The following is a 17,317-nucleotide window of genomic DNA, read 5'->3' as shown; positions in this document are numbered from 1 at the left end:
TTATGCGTATCCTGCACACTATGCTGCGTGTCGGCAATCTGGACCGTTCTTTGGCCTTTTATACCGAAGTGCTCGGAATGAAACTGCTGCGCCAGTCCGACTACCCGGACGGCCGTTTCACCCTGGCTTTTGTGGGCTATCAGGACGAGTCTGAAGCCGCCGTGCTGGAACTGACCCATAACTGGGACACCCCATCCTACGATCTGGGCGATGGCTATGGCCACATCGCCCTGGAAGTACCTGACGCCTACAAAGCCTGTGAGGACATCAAGGCTCGTGGCGGCAAGGTCGTCCGGGAAGCGGGCCCCATGAAGCACGGCACAACTGTGATCGCCTTTGTGGAAGATCCCGATGGCTACAAGATTGAACTGATCCAGGCCAAAGGGCGCGTGGACTAAGAAACACCCAACCGGTCGCCAGGCCGGTTTTTCTTCAGCGCTCGCACACGCTTAAAGGGGGCCACTACCCATTTTGCGACTATTTGTGCCGCCGCCCTTACATACCGTAGCCGCTAAAACTCGGCCAGATTCTGCGACAATCTAGCTTGGCTTTTTGATTGTCTTGCCTGCTGCCAACACTATGCTCAATACTCTTTGGCTATTTTTCTTCTTGATCGCCGCCGTCAGCGGCTTTTACCAGTGGCTGGTAGGGGGAAATAGCGAAATTTTTGCGCAGATGGTGCGCAGCCTGTTTGATATGGCCGCCCTGTCTGTACAGCTGATGCTGCTACTTTTCGGCACCCTGACGCTATGGCTAGGCTTTTTGAAAATTGCCGAAAAGGCTGGCCTGATCGATACCCTGGCCCGTTGGCTGGGACCCCTGTTCAGCCGCCTGATGCCCGGTGTGCCTGCGGGCCACCCCGCCTTGGGGCTGATCACCCTGAATTTCGCTGCCAATGGGCTGGGGCTGGATAATGCCGCCACGCCCATCGGCTTGCGCGCCATGAAGTCCTTGCAGTCGCTAAACCCGCATCCCGATACGGCTAGCAATGCTCAGATTCTGTTTTTGGTGCTGAATGCCTCATCGCTGACACTGATCCCCATCAGCATCTTCATGTACCGAGCCCAGCAAGGCGCCCCAGATCCTACGATGGTGTTTCTGCCCATCCTATTGGCCACTACCGCTTCCTCCCTGGCAGGGCTGCTTAGCGTCGCTCTGGTACAGCGCCTGCGCCTGTTTGATCCCGTGCTGCTGCTGTGGTTCTCCGTCTTTGCACTGATCATGGGCTCTTTTATGGCCCTGCTGGGCACCCTGAGTGCCGCAGCCATCCAGTCACTCTCTTCGCTTCTGGGCAACCTGACCTTGCTGTCCATCATCTGGCTGTTTCTGTTGCTGGGTTGGCGTCGCAAGATCCCGCTCTACGAAACCTTTGTGGAAGGGGCCAAAGAAGGCTTTGTGGTGGCTCGGGACCTGCTGCCCTATCTGGTCGCCATGCTGTGTGCCGTGGGCGTGCTGCGCAGCTCTGGCGCCTTGGACATCGTGCTGGATGTCATCCGTTGGCTAGTGAACCTGACCGGGCTGGATACTCGCTTTATCGACGCCTTGCCCACCGCCTTGGTCAAGCCATTCTCGGCCGGCGCGGCTCGCGCCTTGCTGATTGAAACCATGCAGCATCATGGCGTGGACAGTTTTCCCGCCTTGCTGGGTGCCACCGTGCAGGGCAGCACTGAAACCACCTTTTATGTTCTGGCGGTGTATTTTGGCGCGGTAGGAATACAACGCGCCCGACATGCCGTCTCCTGCGCCCTGATCGCAGATCTGGCGGGAGTCCTGGCCTCCATCGCGGTGTGCTACTGGTTCTTCGGATAAGAAAAAAGCCCCTTACGGGGCCTTTTTACGAGATCAAGGGGCTTTTATAACGCCCTTATCCATCAGGTGATCCGACAAAGCAATATAGTCCGTCAACGACAGCTCCGCCGGACGGCTGGTAGGGGCAATTCCCAAACCATCCCAGTCAATGTGCGGCGTCCAATCGCCCAAACTACCCCGCAGCATCTTGCGCTTTTGCGAGAAAGAGCGCGCCACCACTTGGCTGAAAACTCGTGCATCACGCGCCTGAGGACGATCCGCTGGCAAAGGCACCATGCGCACCACGGCAGACACTACTCGCGGAGGAGGATTGAAGGCCTCGGGCGGCACTTCAAACAACTTGCTCATGCGATAGCGGGACTGCAACATCACCGATAAGCGGCTGTAATCAGACGAACCTGGCTTGGCAACCATGCGGTCAATGACTTCGCGCTGCAACATGAAATGCTGGTCGACCACCGCATCTGCATAATCAAGCAGATGAAACAGCAAGGGGCTGGAAATGTTGTACGGCAAGTTGCCAACCACACGCAGATCAGGACCCAGAGCAGCAAAATCCACACGCAAGGCGTCTGCTTCAATAATCTCCAGCTTGCTGGGCGAATAATTATTGCGCAGTCTGGCCGCCAAATCGCGGTCAATTTCAATCACTCGCAAGCGATCCACCGCCTGCGTCAGCGGTCGAGTCAGGGCCGAGAGGCCCGGACCGATTTCCACCATATTATCGACAGGCCGAGGGCCAATCGCACGGATGATCTGGTCGATAATGCCCTGATCTTCCAGAAAGTTCTGTCCAAAGCGCTTGCGCGCCTGATGCTGGGCCATACCTATCCTTAGCGACGGCGTGTGCTGGACTCAGGGTCCAAACGGTTATCAATGTAGGCACGGCCACGCAGGCTGTTGAGCCAATCTTCAAAGGCGGGTTCCGCACGTTGCTGGAACAAAGCCTGACGGGCCTGCATGCGCTTGTACTCGCCTTCCATATTGCGAGTGCGACGCTCCACCACCTGGATCAAGTGCCAGCCAAACTGCGATTCAACCACAGCGGTGTCCTTACCGGGCTGCAGCTTGTCCATGGCTTGCTCGAAAGGCGGCACAGTCTCGCCGGGCGAGAGCCAACCCAGATCACCACCTTGGGGCGCACTGCTATCTTCCGAATAGCGCTTGGCCAGATCCTGGAAGGGCTCACCATTCTGCAAACGAACCTGCAATTGCTCAATGCGCTGACGAGCCTGCTCAGAGGTCATGACCTTGGAGAGCTTGACCAGAATATGGCGCGCATGAGTCTGGGTCACCATCATGGGGCCCGATTGCGCCGCATTGGCGCCGGCCACCTGTGAGGTATTGACCGGGCTGCTGCCACCACGCTCCAGCACCTTCAGGATATGAAAGCCTTGGCCGCTGCGAATCAGATTCGATACTTGACCGGGGGCCAAATCATTCACCGCTTGGGCAAACAAATCAGGCCAATCGGACAAGGAACGCGTGCCAATCACACCGCCACTCAAGGCTTCCTGACCGTCCGAGCTCGATGCTGCCAGACCGGCAAAGTCCGCGCCAGAACGAGCCTGGGCCAGCAAACCTTCTGCCTTGCTGCGCAGACGAGCTTCTTCACTGGAGTTCGCGCCTTCTGGAACACGCACCAGAATCTGCGCCAGGCTAACTGGAGCATCCTGGCTTTGTGCCGCAGACTGCCCCAGATTACCCAAGCCGGCTCCACCTTGGGAGCGCAGGTAAATATCAATGTCGGCATCCGTAATGTTGATGCTGCTGTCAACCGCACGCATACGCAACTGATCCAACAGGATCTCCTGCTTCAAGTTGGCGCGGTACTGTTCCCAGCTAATACCGTTTTTCTCGATCTCCGCACGCAACTGAGCTTCGCTCATGCCGTTGCGCGAAGAGATCATGCGCACACCCTCATCCACTTGCTGCGGCCCGACGGAAATCCCCATTGCGCGGGCTTCCTGCTGCTCCAGACGCTCATTGATCAAGCGCTGCAAGACTTGCTTGCGCAACACATCCTGATCAGGGGCAGGAATTTTCTGGTGCTTTAACTGGTCCAGCACCTGCGAGGCTTCCTGGTCGACCTGACGCAGCGTAATGACTTCATCATTGACTACGGCAGCGATGCCATCCACAAACTGTGGTGCAGCGGCCTGTGCGGCCTTATTGGAAGCGGCGGGCTTGGACTGCGCCTGAGCCATTTGGGCCGTGCCCAGACCCATTACGGCCATCATGGCCAATGACAGGGTACGGTTTTTCAAGCTGAAACGCATATTATTCATACCTCTCATGAATCATTTTTTCCTGTACGGGGGCCGAGATGGGCTCATAGCCAATTACGCGGTCACGCAGCATTTTGATAGGGTCGTTGCCAATCCCGCCCAGGCCGGAGAGCTCCAGCTGGAAGAACATGGCCTTGTTGGTTTCTCTGGCCGACACGGCATAGCGTTGCATCACGACTCGCGCCGTCCAGCAACAATCACCTTTGTACTCCAGCCCCATCACGGTCTGCGTACCACGGCTTTCCTGAATGGAGTAATCGTAACGCCCCACAGCATACAACTTGTTGCTCAAGGGCCACTGGCCGGTCATGGAGACATACTCTTTGCCCCGATGATCTTCCTCAATGGGCGTAAAGGTGGGATCCACAACCTGACGCGGATCACGTTCATAACGATAATTCACGCCCAAGGTTGCCAAACGCTTGGGACGCCAGCGCACACCAGCAGCGAGTCGGTTGCGACGCCGCTCATCGGGATTGAACTGCGCATCAAAATTCACCCCGAACGTATTGGTCAAGGCAGCACTGGCACCAACCAGATAGTCTGAACGGGTAGTAGTACGCGCTTGTTCATCGCCCAAAGTAACGGTTTGCTTATCAAAATACAAACGCTGGGCAGCCTGCAGAACCAGGCGTTCGTAGCCTGTATCCGCATCCAGCCAACGCGAGGTCAGACCCACTGTTACCTGGTTGGCGTTGGAAATTCGGTCCCAGCCACCCGAGAAAATATTCTCACTAAAAGCCTGGGCAAAGTTAAAGCTGGCCAGACTGGTGTCATACAAGGGAATTGTCGACTGATCCCGATAAGGCACATACAGATAATAGACGCGCGGTTCCAGAGTCTGAATGGACGAGTTGCCAAACAGCGTGGTGTCACGCTCGAAGGTCATCCCACTGTCCAAAGACAAAATGGGCAAGACCCGGCTTTGTGTTCGTGCCCGATCAGCATAATGAGCCATGCTTTTCTCGCCCACATACCAGTCAGTCTGGTATTGGCTCATGTGCAAACCAGCCTTGGGCGTGATATACCAACCCGGACGGATAACAGGGTACGCAATCGTTGTGTAAGACGAGAAACGCGTACCGTCGGGGGCCCGACGCGTATAACGCATTTCATCGAACTCGTTCAAATTCCCACTATAGAACGGCATACGAAAGCGAGTCGCGTAGTTATCGCTGACCACATCAAAGCCGCCCCAGTTATAACGGGAGGCACCCATATACCATTCAGGTAATTTGTCATACTGCGGTTGACGATAGCCTGTGCTGGAGTCCTGCAAGGTCTGATAGCGCGTCGCGCTGACATGAGAGCGAAAATACTTTGAGCCTTCCCAGCCCAGCTTTACGGTACTGGCCAGATCCTGGATAGTGGAATCATTCAGTCCAAAGCTGCTGAAGTCACGGAAGTAATCATCATCAGAAGCACGACGGATATCCGCGTTCAGGTAAAAATCAGCCGGTAAGCTTTGGCGATACTGCCCCATGAACAGCCAGCGTTTGTAGCCAAGCTCTTTATCATCGGGCAAATAATTACCTGTCAGCTCACCCGAGAAGCTGTCTCCCAAGTAGCGGAACTCTCCACCCAGCATGGCACCGCGTTTGCTCATGAAACGAGGCGACAGGGTGGCGTCGAAGTTGGGCGCCAAATTCAGGTAATACGGAACGCTCAGATCCAGACCACCCCGCGTCGTCATGCCATAAGTAGGCAGCAAAAAGCCGGACTTGCGCTCTTTGCGCAGGGGAAAGGTCAAATAAGGGGAATACAAGAGCGGAACGCCCTTGAAGTACAACACGCCATTGCGCGCCACCCCTTCGTTTTCCTTGGAATACAGGTCCACCTTGGGCGACTGGATATACCAGGAAGGGTCTGGGCAAGGGCAACCTGAGTAATTCACATCGGACAGGCGCATATGGTTGGAGCTGAGAATATCAGCCTGTGTCGCAGTACCACTACCACCCGTAGCCCCCATCCAGAATTCGGGGTTCGTCATGCTGCCCGTATCGGCATCCAGGTTGTAATCAAACTCCTGGCTGCGCACCAAAGCGCCATCGCGCATGATCAGGCCATTGCCACGCACTTGCACCTGGCCGGTTTTTTCCTGATAGTCGATCCGGTCGCCTTTGACTACGGAGTCAATGCGCCGAACCTGCGCTCCGCCTTCCATACGCAAGGTGCCATCTTCCAGCGTTTTCATTTGGTCGCCTATCAAATAGACGGCCATATCTTCTTCCTGAAGCTTGCGCACTTGCAAACCGGGAGACGTCTTTAAAGACGGACGCACAGACGACTGAGCCTGGGCAACGCCCATGCCTGCCATCATCAACACGATATACCACGCCGCAACTCGCACTAAGTCTGCGCCTCCAGTTGTGTCCTGCATTTGCTCGTACCAGGTGAAAAACCCTGGCGACCCGGTATTATAGTTAAGCCTGCCGTTTAGCGGCACTGCTAAACACTAATCCGTTACGATCTTCTGCATCCCTTATTTATGTCTGCTTCTATTTCTGCCGCTACCGACCCCCGCCTGCAGCAAGCCATCACCTGGCTGAACACCCTGAAACCCGGCTTGGGTTTAGAGCTGGATACGCTACAAGCGGCCTCCAGCGACGCCAGTTTTCGCCGTTATTTCCGCCTGCAAGCCCAGGGTCGTACCGTTATCTTGATGGACGCGCCCCCCGCTACCGAGGATTGCAAACCCTTTGTGCACGTGACCAAGCTCTTGGCCCCGACGGGCATACACGTCCCGGAAATCCTGGCAGAAGATACTGAGCAAGGCTTTTTGCTGCTGAGCGATCTGGGTCAGGACAACTTTCAGGCTGCGCTGAAAAACCCCATGACACAAAGCGAGCTGGACACACTGTACCGCAGTACTTTGTTGACTTTGGTGAAATTGCAACAAGCTGACACCACAGGATTGCCTGCCTACAACGAACAGCGCCTGCTAGAAGAGCTGCAAGTCTTTCCTGAGTGGTACATCCAGAAGCACCGCCAGTTTGATCTCAGCGACAAAGACAAAGAAATGTTGCACAAAACCTTTGGCGAGCTGGTTCAAGCCAACGTCCAAAGCGCAACGGTACTCGTACACCGCGATTTTCACAGCCCTAATCTGATGATGCCCTTGCCCGGCCAGACTGAACCCGGTGTCATTGACTATCAGGACGCGCTGGCAGGCCCCATTACCTATGACATCGCTTCGCTGGTGATGGACGCACGCCACACCTGGACTGAAGAGCAGCAACTAGACTGGGCCATTCGCTACTGGCAGGCGGCAATGGAAGCCGGGCTGGATGTGCCCGCTGACTTTGCCGTTTTTCATCAGCAATACGAATGGATGGGCCTGCAACGCAATCTGCGCATTCTGGGTGTTTTTGCCCGCCTGTCGCTACGTGACGGCAAACATCACTATCTGGATCATATGCCCCGCCTGCTGGCTTATGTGCATCAAGTCGCCAGCCGTTACGAATGCTTCAATGCCTTGCTGCGCCTACTCAACCGCCTGGAAGGCCGGCAAACCGTCTTGGGCATGACGGTCTGATGCGAGCCATGATTCTGGCAGCAGGTCGGGGCGAGCGCATGCGCCCCTTGACCGATTCCTGCCCCAAACCCCTGATTCCGGCCGGTGGTCAGCCTTTGATCGTCTGGCATTTACGCGCGCTGGCCAAAGCAGGCATCCGCGACGTCATCATCAACCATGCCTGGCTAGGGGAGCAGATTGAGGCCAGCTTGGGCGATGGCAGCCAATGGGGCCTGCGTCTGAGCTATTCGCCAGAATCAAGCGCTCTGGAAACTGCAGGCGGCATTGCCAAGGCGCTGGATTTTTTCCAAGACCAACCCTTCTTGCTGATGAACGGTGATATTTGGTCTGACTGGGACCCCGCCAAGGCTTTTGCCATGGCCGAGCGCCTGCAACAAGGCCCCGAACAAGCCTGGCTGGTACTGACGCCCAACCCTGCACACCACCCGGAAGGGGATTTCGGTATGCAAGAGGGGCATGCGCATCTGTGCGACAAAGCCGCAGCCGGTGCTCGTAGCGCAACCTTAAGTGGCATAGGCGTCTACAAACCGCAGCTTTTTGCAGATCTGCCTAAAGACCAAGCGGCCAAGCTAGCCCCCTTGCTCTACGCCGCGATAGAGCGCCAGCAAGTATTGGGTACCTTGCATGAGGGCTACTGGATGGATGTCGGCACCCCCGAACGTCTTGCCCAGTTAAACCAACACTTGGAATCGTTAGCGCCCTCACAGTAAACTGATATTTTTCCCGGTCGCTGGCAGACGTTTCCAAGCACAACAAAGGGCAACAAAGCCAGCCGTACCACCCCCGTGGCCCCAATGACGTCTATGCTAATGGGTTTTGTAATCAGGACTTAATCTGCCTTAAGTCCCTTGTCTGACAGGAACATCTGTTCTCATGCTTGGTTCCTCCAAACGTACCGTATTCAAACCCACCGCCTACGGCTCCAGCCGTCGCAAACGCCGCATTCCTCGCTGGTTTGTGTTGCTGCTGACCGGAATTGCCCTGGGCGCAGGAGGCCTGCTTTTTTTGCAGAAAAGTTATGGCCCCACCCGTCTGACCGTAGAGCAGTCAGAACAACTGCACTATGACTTAAATGGCGCCAATGCTGACAAGCAGCGCCTGCAAGCCCAACTGACACAAACCACCCGCGATCTGGACGAGATTCGCCAGAAAGAAGACAAGCTGGATAAACAGTCCGGCGACCTGCAAGCGATGGTCAGCAAACTGGAAAAAGACATTGCGCTGTTTGCCGATGCCATGCCCCCTGACCCGCGCGGCACCTCGCCCGGTATTCGTGCAGCAGAATTCACGATCAACGACGGCCAGTTGAACCACTTTGTGCTGCTGATGCAGGACAAGGGCAAGGAAGCCGAGTTCAGCGGTACGATGGAATTTGTTGCAGCGGGCCGCTACAGCAATGGCCGATACGGCAATCTGGACCTGCCTAGTCAAACGGTCAGCGTGGGCCGCTATGCGTATATCAACGGCTCGGCAGAATTGCCAGCAGGCTTTACCCCCCGCCAGGTCACCATCCGTATCAAACCTGATGGCGCCAACCGTGTGGTCGCTACGCGCACCATTTACGTTACGCCCTCCAAGTAAACAGCCTGGCCCTTCGTCCAAGAAAGACGAAGTGCTGTGCAAAGAAAAGCCCCTCAGCAACTGGCCGTCACGCCAGCATCTGAGGGGCTTTTTTTATAACGTGCCAGCTTAGGCCACGTGTTGCAGAAAGTCTTTCAAGCGCTGGCTAGGAGGATTGCTCAAGAGCTCGGCAGGCGGCCCATCATGCGCCACCCTGCCCTGATCAATAAAGATCAAGCGGCTGCCCACACGACGCGCAAAATCCATCTCATGGGTCACCACCACCATGGTCATGCCTTCCTCAGCCAGCAACTGCATGACTTTGAGCACTTCCTGACGCAACTCCGGGTCCAGAGCCGAGGTAGGTTCGTCAAAAAGCATCAGTTTGGGTTTGATCGCCAGAGCACGCGCAATCGCCACTCGCTGCTGCTGCCCACCGGACAACTCGTTAGGATAATGATTCATGCGTTCAGCCAGGCCGACTTTAGCCAACAAGTCCGTCGCCTCCTGACGCGCCAGACGTCGCTCGGTTCCGCGCGTGTGCACAGGCCCGAACATGACATTTTCCAGGGCGCTCATCTGCGGAAACAGATTGAACTGCTGAAACACCATGCCAGCCTCCCGGCGCAACTCCCGCACCTGAGCGGGTGTGCCGTTGACACTCAGCCCATTGACCATAATATCGCCGGCCTGAATATCTTCCAGCTTGTTAATGCAGCGCAAAAACGTGGACTTGCCTGAGCCCGATGGCCCGACCACCACCACGACCTCGCCTTTATCAATGCTCAGACTGATATCGTCGAGCACGACATTATCCCCAAAGCGCTTGGTCACCTTCTTGAACTCGACAATACTCATACGATCCTCATGCGGTGTTCAATCAACTTCAGAGTCAGGGCAATCAGGCCAGTCAGGATCAGATAGATCACGGCCACCGCTCCCCAAATCTCCACCGAACGAAAGTTATTGGCAATAATTTCCTGACCTTGGCGGGTCAGCTCGGCCACACCAATCACGATAAACAGCGAAGAGTCCTTCAAGCTGATAATGCATTGGTTACCCATGGCCGGGATCATGCGACGAAACGCCACCGGCCCAATAATGTGCCGCAAAATTTTGTGGAACGGCAGGCCCATGGCCTCGCCCGCCTCTTTCAGCCCCTTGGGCACGGATTGCAAGGCTCCCCGCACAATCTCGGAGATATACGCACCGGAGTTGATCATCAAGGTGAAGATGGCGGCTGTCAGTCCGTCAATACGTATATTGACCAGCATGGGCAGGGCGAAGTAAATGAACATCACCTGCACCACAATCGGCGTGCCGCGTATGAACAGCACATACAACTGGCACAGAAATGACAGCACGAGCAGCAAAGAGCGCCGGAAAAAGCTCAGCAAAGCCAGGACAATCAGTGCCTGCAGCGAACTCCATATCCAGCCTGGCACAAAGCTTAGCCAGTTGCTCATCAACCAGGACATGCCCTTGAGCAATAGTCCCAGCACAAACAGACCCAGTACGAACACGGCGGCCCGGCGCCAAGTAACCGGCACTCGAACATAAGTGGTGATCACACCGGTCAGAAAACCCAATACAGCCCCGCCCACCAAACCCAAAAGGGTGATGAGCAGCGTCATTTTTGTACCTTCCAGAAGGCTGGGCAAAGCCCCCCAGATAGCGTCCCATTCAAAAGTCACAGTGCTACCTTTGTCTTTGAATAAACGCCCGCAACAGAGCGTTAAAAAATAAAAGCGGTGATCCGTTACGACACGCGATCACCGCTTGGCATGCGCTTGGCTCTACACCTGTTTAATCAGGTTGTTTGCCAAACCATTTTTGATAGAGTTTGTCGTAAGTGCCATCGGCACGAATATCTTTCAGTGCCTGGTTCACAACCGGGACCAGCTCGCTGTCTTTGGGGAAAGCAATACCGTAAAAGTCGCCGCTTTTTACTGCACCGGTGACCTTGACGCGATCCTTGCCGCCCGTTTGTGCGTAGTACTGCACATTAGGCGTATCGTGCACCACTGCATCTACGCGGCCGGTAGCCAATTCCAGAAAAGCGTTGTCGATATTGGGGAACAGCTTGAGCTTGGCGGTGGGAACCGAACGCTGCATGAAGTCCACCGTGGCTGTACCAATCTTCACAGCGACAGTTTTACCTTCCAGGTCGGAAGCGGTCTTGATAGCGGAGTTATCGGTATTGACCAAAATGGCCAGGCCGCTTTCGTAGTAGGGGTCAGAGAAATCGATTACCTGCTTGCGATCATCCCGGATGGTAATCCCGGCCAAAGCAGCATCCAAATTCCGTGTTTGCAAACCCGGAATAATGCCGTTGAAGTCCATAGGCTGGAAACGGTAATTCAGATTGGCCTTTTTGGCGACGGCATCCCACAGATCAATATCAAAACCGGTGTATTTCCCGTTTTGTTTGAACTCAAAAGGCACAAACGCCGTATCGGTTGCGACCACCAGCTCTTTGCCTTGCTGCGCCAAAGCTTGCCCAGCGGGCAAAGCCAAGGCCAAGGTCAGACCGGCCATCAGGGTTTTCATTTTCTTATTGAACATCCATCACTCCTCTCTAAGGACCGGCCAACAAAAAGCCAGTTCGATGTTTTCACCCAAGTCAGCGCAGGCTTATGGCCTGCCCCAGCGTTAATCTATCCTACCCGATGCAGCCCAACTCTTTGTATTTAATAGTTTTAAAAAAAGAAAAACCTCGGGAAATCCCGAGGTTTTTCAGACTATCAGCCCTGACAAAACTTACATTCAGAATGCAGGAACAATCGAGCCTTTGTATTTATCAGCGATAAAAGTCTTGACCTCTTCGCTATGCAAAGCCTTGATCAGCTTGGCAATACGAGGATCGTCCTTGGACTTGGCAGCCACTGCAATCAGGTTGGCGTAGGGAGAATCGGCACCTTCAATCGCCAAGGCATCCTTGGTGGGGTTCAGACCGGCTTCCAGCGCGTAATTGGTGTTGATCAAGGCAATATCCACATCAGCCAGCACGCGTGGCAAGGTAGCGGCTTCCAGTTCCTTGAACTTCAGCTTCTTGGGGTTCTGATCCACATCACGAGAGGTAGCCAGAATGTTGGAAGGATCTTTCAAAGTCAGAACACCGGCCTGTTGCAAGAGCAGCAAGGCACGAGCACCGTTAGAAGGATCGTTAGGAATGGCAACCAGCGCGCCTTCTTTCAGTTCGTCAAGCTTCTTGATTTTGGTGGAGTACGCACCAAAGGGCTCAACGTGAACCACCGCTACCGACACCAGATCGGTCTTGTGCTCTTTGTTGAAGGTATCCAGGTAAGGCTTGTGCTGGAAGAAGTTGGCATCGATATGACCGTCCGCAACTTGCTGGTTGGGCTGAACGTAATCGGTGAACACCTTGATATCCAGATCCACGCCCTCTTTGGCCAGTGCAGGCTTCACAAACTCCAGCAGCTCGGCATGTGGCACGGGGGTAGCAGCAATCGACAAGGTCTCGGCAGCTTGAGCAGCGCTGGCCAGCAGAGCCGACACGGACAAGGCGAGTACGGGAACAAATTTCTTCAAAGACATGAGCGACTCCAGTTTCAAGAAGGCAAACCTATCCAAGGATAGCTGTGCCAGGACTTATTTACGGCTCAAGCGAGCCACCATGGCGTCTCCAAACACCTGCAGGAGCTGCACCAGCACTACCAGGATAGTCACAGTTACCACCATGACATCCGTTTGATATCGTTGATAACCAAAGCGCAAGGCCAGGTCACCCAGACCACCGCCACCAATCACACCGGACATGGCTGAATAACCTACCAGAGCAATCGCCGTCACAATCAAGGCTGCCACAATACCCGTGGTCGCCTCTGGCAATAGGGCCAACAAGACCGTTTGACGGGAATTGGCGCCCATAGCGCGACACGCTTCATTCACACCGGGGTCCAGCTCGCGCAGAACGTTTTCAACCAGACGAGCAAAAAACGGCGCGGCACTTAAAACCAACGGCGGAATAGCGCCCTGCACGCCCAAAGAGGTGCCGGCCAAAATACGCGTCAGTGGAATGATGACAATCAATAAAATCAGAAACGGCACGGAACGCAAAATGTTCACGACCAGGGACAAGGACTGGTAAATCCAGGCGTTATCCAGCATCTGCTTGCGGCTGGTCAAAAACAGCAGCACGCCCAAGGGCAGACCAATAATGGCGGTAAACGCCAAGGAGATCCCTGTCATCAACAAGGTATCAACGGTGGCTTCACCAATCAGCGCCCAATCCAAATTGCCAAAGTTCATGGTCGCAACACCTCAAATTGGACATTCAACTCTGCCAGCAAAGCCGCCAGGCCCGCTTTAGCCTGCTCATCACCCTGCACTGCCACAACCAACTGTCCGTAAGGCTCGGTCTTGATGCGGCCAATAGCGCCCTGCAAGATACTGACGTTCAAGCCTAACTGGCTGGTGATCCGGCTGATCAAGGGCTCCGTCGTGGCGCTACCGCGCACGCTCAGTCGCATCACGCTGCCTGGTACGTCTTGAGCCAGAGCAAGCCAGTCGTCGGCGTTCACACCGCTTTCGCTTAGCAAGGATTGCGTGGTGGGGTGATGCGGGTGCAAGAACACATCCAGCACTTCACCACACTCCACAATCTTGCCTGCATCGATCACGGCAACCCGATCACAGACAGAACGAATCACATCCATGCCATGCGTAATCAAAACAATGGTCAGGCCCAGTTCCTGATTAATCTCGCGCAGCAAACGCAAAATGGATTGTGTCGTTTCCGGGTCCAGCGCGGAGGTGGCCTCGTCACACAAGAGCAGTTGGGGCCGATTCGCCAGCGCACGGGCAATGCCTACTCGCTGCTGCTGTCCACCGGACAACTGACGGGGATATTTGTTGGCATGGTCCTTCAAGCCCACCAGCTCCAGCACTTCCAAAGCGCGAGCGTGACGTTGGGCACGATCTACCCCTGCCAAACGCAAAGGAAAGCAGACGTTATCCAGAACCGTACGGGAATGAAGCAGATTGAAATGCTGAAACACCATACCCACGCCTTGGCGAAATGCACGTAGCTGCGCACCCGAAAAACGTGTGATGTCCTGATCCTGTATCCATACCTGGCCTGAACTAGGTTGTTCAAGCAGATTAAGCATGCGGATCAGCGTACTTTTCCCAGCACCCGATCGACCGATAATACCGAAGACCTCTCCTTGATGAATTTGCAAGGAAACGTCGTTCAAGGCATGAACTGTTTTACCCGCCAAGGTGTAGGTTTTTGAGATGTGTTCAAGACGAATCAAAGTGAACTCAGCCTAGTTAGTCAGTCGAGTTATAAAAGCCTGAGCTGTAAGCGAAATTTACCATAAAGCAAATTTGGCTATAAGCAGTTAGATATAACAAATGGAAATATTGAGACCTTACTGAGGACTGCCTCGTAGAGCAAGATTTCCGACCGGCCAATGCGCGGATATTACCTTGGCCATGCAAGGTAAGCGCCCAAAGAAAAAGGCCGCTAAGCGCGGCCTTGTTTCTACGTTTCAGTTTAGTGGTGGGTCGTGCGCGACTCGAACGCGCGACCAACGGATTAAAAGTCCGCTGCTCTACCGACTGAGCTAACGACCCCCTACTGAAAGATGAAATTATGGCCTGATTTGAGCACCTCGTCAAGCACTAAATGCAAAATAAGTAGAGAAAAGGCGTTTTTCTTTAAAAACACGGTAATTAAAGGGTTTAGATCCCCCTCTCCCGCCCGTTTTCTCTCGTTCAGAAACAAAATCTGAACATTTGTATTGCAGCTTGCTGACATCCAAAACGGAAAATGCCTCCCGATATGGGGTTTAGACCCCAATGCCGGGAGGCATTCAAAGACAAAAAGATCTGTCTTGTGATTAACGGGCCCGAGAAATACGAACCTCGGCACCACGGCGTTTCACTTCCAGCCCTTCTGATGGCAGGATCTTCAGACCTTCCAAGCCCTTGATGTAGCTGGAGCCTTGCATCTGCATAACGCGAATCTTATTACGCATCACGACAGGGCTATGTTCAGGCATGCCAAACATCCAGACCTCATCCAGCAAACGAGCCGAGTTGAATTCCGACGTATGTTTGACCACAGGCCCCAGACACAGCATATGACCTTCACGACCAAATACAGGCAGGCGGTCCAGCCCCACCGTCATCTTCAAGGTAGTGCCACCCTCGTAGCGCCAGCCGGTGCTCAAATCCCACCAGGCATCGCCTTCAGGCAAATAGACCTCGATTTCCTGACCCGGCTGCAACACAGGAGCCACCAGCAAGGCAGGACCCAGGAGATATTGCGTATCCCACAAGCGAGCCTGACCGTCAGACGGGAAGCTTTGTGCCATAGAACGCTGTACTGGCAAGCCCGTACGCACGGCGTCTTCAATAATGCCCAAGACATAAGGCACCAGACGGAAACGCCATTCCAGCCAATGGTTTACCAAAGCCTGAGTTTCTTCATCGAAAGCATTCGGGCGCAGAGCGGGAATACCTTGCAGACTGAAGTTGGCCGAGAACACCGACATGGCCAGCCAACGCAGGTACAACTCGGGCGTCATCTCGCTGGTCGATGCCGCAGCATTACCCCAGCTATGAACCTGAATCGGCACACCGCTATTGCCCGTGGCCAAAGCCGATTTCAAGGACTCGGTCAGACCGGCCCAGGTATTCTCGACTTCAGGACCTAACTGCCAGGCAAAACGCTGCGCAGACGGGCTAAGGTCGCGACTGGCCACCACGCCTTCTTGTGGTGTCTTGTGACCGGCCACAGCATCAAACAAAGCCTGACGAGCCAGTACGGGGTAAATAGCACGCAGCAAGGCGCCTGATTCGCCACCACGGCTGGTGATGGCATCAGGAATATCAAAGCGCGCATTACACAGCACCGCACCCAGGCCGTCATCGACCATTTGGCGTTGGCGCTCTGTCCACATGCGGAATACGTCTTTATGGGTCAGATCCAGCAAACCGTAATCACGGCCACCGCTCAGTTCGTCACCGGGGAATACGTAGGCACAACCGTCATCATCATTGATGAGTAGCCAACCGCGATCTTCCCACTCTTCAAACAAGGCAGTACCCGCCAGCACACAAGGACGAGTCCAGGCAGCCAGTTGCACTTGATCGTTCTGCAAAGCGGTGAACGCTTCGCGCGGGTCAGGCATACGCGCCGGGTCCCACTCCAATACAGGTTTATCCTGCTGGAAATCGTAGGGCTCGGGCGACGGCAGCACCGCAACGTCCAGTGCCATGCCTTGCTCGCGGAACTGATTGGCCAGCTCGCGCAGCGACTGCACGTCCTTGGCCTGCGCACCATCCAACCACAAGCCCATAGGCGAGACACCGGGCTGGCCGGCGCGGCCTGTCAAGGCAGAGTACTGGTTGATGATTTCGCTGGGATCGCCCAGGAACAGGAAAAAATCCAGTTCTGCAGCATGAACGCTGGCGCGATAACGATCCAAGTCTTGCTGACCCAGATCGTGCTCGACCCGTTCAAATGTATTGATGTACAGCCCCCAGCCTTGCGTGCTCCAAAGCAAAGGCAGGCTGCGGTCGGCCGGGCGGTCGGTATCGACTGCTTCTTCCCGGCGGTCCAGCTCGCCCAAGGTTTCACCCAGACCATATAGGGCATCTTCCTCGGCCAGGGCCAAGTCCAGCTGCCAGCAGGGGGTGGGCTCTTGTACGAGCGTTAAGGGTTGCGCTGCACTGCTCAGGATCACTTGATCACCACGCAGTACCTCAAAACGCCACGGATTGGCCTGGATCTGCAGAACGATCTCGCCCTGCTCGATCCGCCAGCCCGCATCGGCAGCTTCAAGTTGGAATTCGCTGACCGCCTCTTGGCGGGCCAGCAGCATATCGCTCAAAGCCTTGGCACGGGTGCTGATCTTTTCGTTATCCAGCCGGGCAAGCGGCAGACAGCGCAAACGAAAAACACCCGGCGCATGGGCTTCGATGCGCAGCGCAAAATCGGTTTCGACAAAAGCGAAATCGGCCATGGCCGGTTTCGTCGTCAACAAACTCAGATGATTAAACAATTGTGTCACGTCGTCAGAGTGGAGCGAACGGCACGATGCTGATCGCAGGGTCACGCTCAAGATTACTTAACAAGGCCACTATTTTGACG

15 protein-coding genes and 1 tRNA gene are annotated in these 17,317 nt (G+C 55.0%); 5 read left to right on the top strand and 11 right to left on the bottom strand.

Features of this window, described 5'->3' with window-relative positions:
* The first annotated feature begins 2 nt into the window (after positions 1-2).
* Positions 3-398, top strand: coding sequence for a lactoylglutathione lyase (gene gloA, locus AC1RSM_RS11370; RefSeq protein ID WP_035271035.1), 396 nt, complete (start codon positions 3-5; stop codon positions 396-398).
* Between the two features lie 181 nt (positions 399-579).
* The gene (locus tag AC1RSM_RS11365) at positions 580-1,809 is read left to right on the top strand and encodes a nucleoside recognition domain-containing protein (protein WP_492932552.1); all 1,230 of its coding nucleotides are present in this window, start codon (positions 580-582) and stop codon (positions 1,807-1,809) included.
* A 33-nt stretch (positions 1,810-1,842) separates the two neighbouring features.
* Here the strand turns inward: AC1RSM_RS11365 and rsmA are convergent, their stop codons facing one another.
* Genes rsmA through AC1RSM_RS11350 form a run of 3 tightly spaced genes read right to left on the bottom strand, consistent with a single transcriptional unit; the run spans position 1,843 to position 6,477 of the window.
* Positions 1,843-2,634, bottom strand: coding sequence for a 16S rRNA (adenine(1518)-N(6)/adenine(1519)-N(6))-dimethyltransferase RsmA (gene rsmA, locus AC1RSM_RS11360; RefSeq protein ID WP_492932550.1), 792 nt, complete (start codon positions 2,632-2,634; stop codon positions 1,843-1,845).
* Between the two features lie 8 nt (positions 2,635-2,642).
* Positions 2,643-4,097, bottom strand: a complete 1,455-nt coding sequence (locus AC1RSM_RS11355) for a peptidylprolyl isomerase (protein ID WP_492932974.1) — start codon at positions 4,095-4,097, stop codon at positions 2,643-2,645.
* Positions 4,090-6,477: an LPS-assembly protein LptD gene (locus tag AC1RSM_RS11350; RefSeq protein WP_492932548.1), complete on the bottom strand. Its 2,388-nt coding sequence runs from the start codon at positions 6,475-6,477 to the stop codon at positions 4,090-4,092. The genes AC1RSM_RS11355 and AC1RSM_RS11350 overlap by 8 nt, the downstream gene beginning before the upstream one ends.
* 108 nt (positions 6,478-6,585) lie before the next feature.
* Here AC1RSM_RS11350 and AC1RSM_RS11345 point away from each other — a divergent pair, with 108 nt between their 5' ends.
* The 3 genes from AC1RSM_RS11345 (at position 6,586) to AC1RSM_RS11335 (ending at position 9,213) form a co-directional block, all read left to right on the top strand.
* Positions 6,586-7,632: an aminoglycoside phosphotransferase family protein gene (locus AC1RSM_RS11345; RefSeq protein WP_492932546.1), complete on the top strand. Its 1,047-nt coding sequence runs from the start codon at positions 6,586-6,588 to the stop codon at positions 7,630-7,632.
* Positions 7,632-8,342 carry an N-acetylmuramate alpha-1-phosphate uridylyltransferase MurU gene (gene murU / locus AC1RSM_RS11340; RefSeq protein ID WP_492932544.1) on the top strand — a complete coding sequence of 237 codons (711 nt, stop codon included), beginning with the start codon at positions 7,632-7,634 and terminating at the stop codon, positions 8,340-8,342. Before AC1RSM_RS11345 ends, murU begins: the two co-directional genes overlap by 1 nt.
* A 163-nt stretch (positions 8,343-8,505) precedes the next feature.
* Complete coding sequence (locus AC1RSM_RS11335) at positions 8,506-9,213, top strand: hypothetical protein (protein ID WP_492932542.1); 708 nt, start codon at positions 8,506-8,508, stop codon at positions 9,211-9,213.
* 108 nt (positions 9,214-9,321) lie between these two features.
* Here the strand turns inward: AC1RSM_RS11335 and glnQ are convergent, their stop codons facing one another.
* The 8 genes from glnQ to AC1RSM_RS11295 all read right to left on the bottom strand — a co-directional run bounded on the left by glnQ (position 9,322) and on the right by AC1RSM_RS11295 (position 17,189).
* On the bottom strand, positions 9,322-10,050 hold the full coding sequence (glnQ, locus tag AC1RSM_RS11330) for a glutamine ABC transporter ATP-binding protein GlnQ (protein WP_492932540.1): 729 nt from the start codon (positions 10,048-10,050) through the stop codon (positions 9,322-9,324).
* Positions 10,047-10,886 (bottom strand): ABC transporter permease subunit, encoded by an 840-nt coding sequence (locus tag AC1RSM_RS11325; RefSeq protein ID WP_492932538.1) that lies wholly within the window; start codon positions 10,884-10,886, stop codon positions 10,047-10,049. Before AC1RSM_RS11325 ends, glnQ begins: the two co-directional genes overlap by 4 nt.
* Before the next feature lie 112 nt (positions 10,887-10,998).
* Complete coding sequence (gene glnH / locus AC1RSM_RS11320) at positions 10,999-11,730, bottom strand: glutamine ABC transporter substrate-binding protein GlnH (RefSeq protein WP_492932973.1); 732 nt, start codon at positions 11,728-11,730, stop codon at positions 10,999-11,001.
* Between the two features lie 228 nt (positions 11,731-11,958).
* Positions 11,959-12,750, bottom strand: a complete 792-nt coding sequence (locus AC1RSM_RS11315; protein ID WP_492932536.1) for a MetQ/NlpA family ABC transporter substrate-binding protein — start codon at positions 12,748-12,750, stop codon at positions 11,959-11,961.
* Between the two features lie 54 nt (positions 12,751-12,804).
* Positions 12,805-13,464: a methionine ABC transporter permease gene (locus AC1RSM_RS11310; protein ID WP_492932534.1), complete on the bottom strand. Its 660-nt coding sequence runs from the start codon at positions 13,462-13,464 to the stop codon at positions 12,805-12,807.
* A complete protein-coding gene (locus AC1RSM_RS11305; RefSeq protein ID WP_492932532.1) occupies positions 13,461-14,471 on the bottom strand; it encodes a methionine ABC transporter ATP-binding protein in 1,011 nt (336 codons plus the stop codon). Before AC1RSM_RS11305 ends, AC1RSM_RS11310 begins: the two co-directional genes overlap by 4 nt.
* Positions 14,472-14,717: 246 nt before the next feature.
* A tRNA-Lys gene (locus AC1RSM_RS11300) sits at positions 14,718-14,793 on the bottom strand.
* A gap of 266 nt (positions 14,794-15,059) precedes the next feature.
* Positions 15,060-17,189, bottom strand: a complete 2,130-nt coding sequence (locus AC1RSM_RS11295; RefSeq protein ID WP_492932530.1) for a glycoside hydrolase family 31 protein — start codon at positions 17,187-17,189, stop codon at positions 15,060-15,062.
* Between the last annotated feature and the right edge of the window lie 128 nt (positions 17,190-17,317).

The sequence above is a fragment of the Alcaligenes sp. GW821-FHT11D07 genome, assembly GCF_058808495.1.
The sequence above is the reverse complement of the archived record's forward strand: the minus strand, read 5'-3'. Positions and strand labels throughout refer to the sequence as shown.

Bases quoted from the DNA above. Each gene is read 5' to 3' on its own strand.
- gloA (WP_035271035.1), top strand. From the start codon at position 3: ATGCGTATCCTGCACACTATGCTGCGTGTCGGCAATCTGGACCGTTCT.
- glnH (WP_492932973.1), bottom strand. From the start codon at position 11,730: ATGGCCGGTCTGACCTTGGCCTTGGCTTTGCCCGCTGGGCAAGCTTTG.
- AC1RSM_RS11350 (WP_492932548.1), bottom strand. From the start codon at position 6,477: ATGCAGGACACAACTGGAGGCGCAGACTTAGTGCGAGTTGCGGCGTGG.
- AC1RSM_RS11315 (WP_492932536.1), bottom strand. From the start codon at position 12,750: ATGTCTTTGAAGAAATTTGTTCCCGTACTCGCCTTGTCCGTGTCGGCT.
- glnQ (WP_492932540.1), bottom strand. From the start codon at position 10,050: ATGAGTATTGTCGAGTTCAAGAAGGTGACCAAGCGCTTTGGGGATAAT.
- AC1RSM_RS11355 (WP_492932974.1), bottom strand. From the start codon at position 4,097: ATGAATAATATGCGTTTCAGCTTGAAAAACCGTACCCTGTCATTGGCC.
- AC1RSM_RS11295 (WP_492932530.1), bottom strand. From the start codon at position 17,189: ATGGCCGATTTCGCTTTTGTCGAAACCGATTTTGCGCTGCGCATCGAA.
- rsmA (WP_492932550.1), bottom strand. From the start codon at position 2,634: ATGGCCCAGCATCAGGCGCGCAAGCGCTTTGGACAGAACTTTCTGGAA.
- AC1RSM_RS11310 (WP_492932534.1), bottom strand. From the start codon at position 13,464: ATGAACTTTGGCAATTTGGATTGGGCGCTGATTGGTGAAGCCACCGTT.
- murU (WP_492932544.1), top strand. From the start codon at position 7,632: ATGCGAGCCATGATTCTGGCAGCAGGTCGGGGCGAGCGCATGCGCCCC.
- AC1RSM_RS11335 (WP_492932542.1), top strand. From the start codon at position 8,506: ATGCTTGGTTCCTCCAAACGTACCGTATTCAAACCCACCGCCTACGGC.
- AC1RSM_RS11365 (WP_492932552.1), top strand. From the start codon at position 580: ATGCTCAATACTCTTTGGCTATTTTTCTTCTTGATCGCCGCCGTCAGC.
- AC1RSM_RS11345 (WP_492932546.1), top strand. From the start codon at position 6,586: ATGTCTGCTTCTATTTCTGCCGCTACCGACCCCCGCCTGCAGCAAGCC.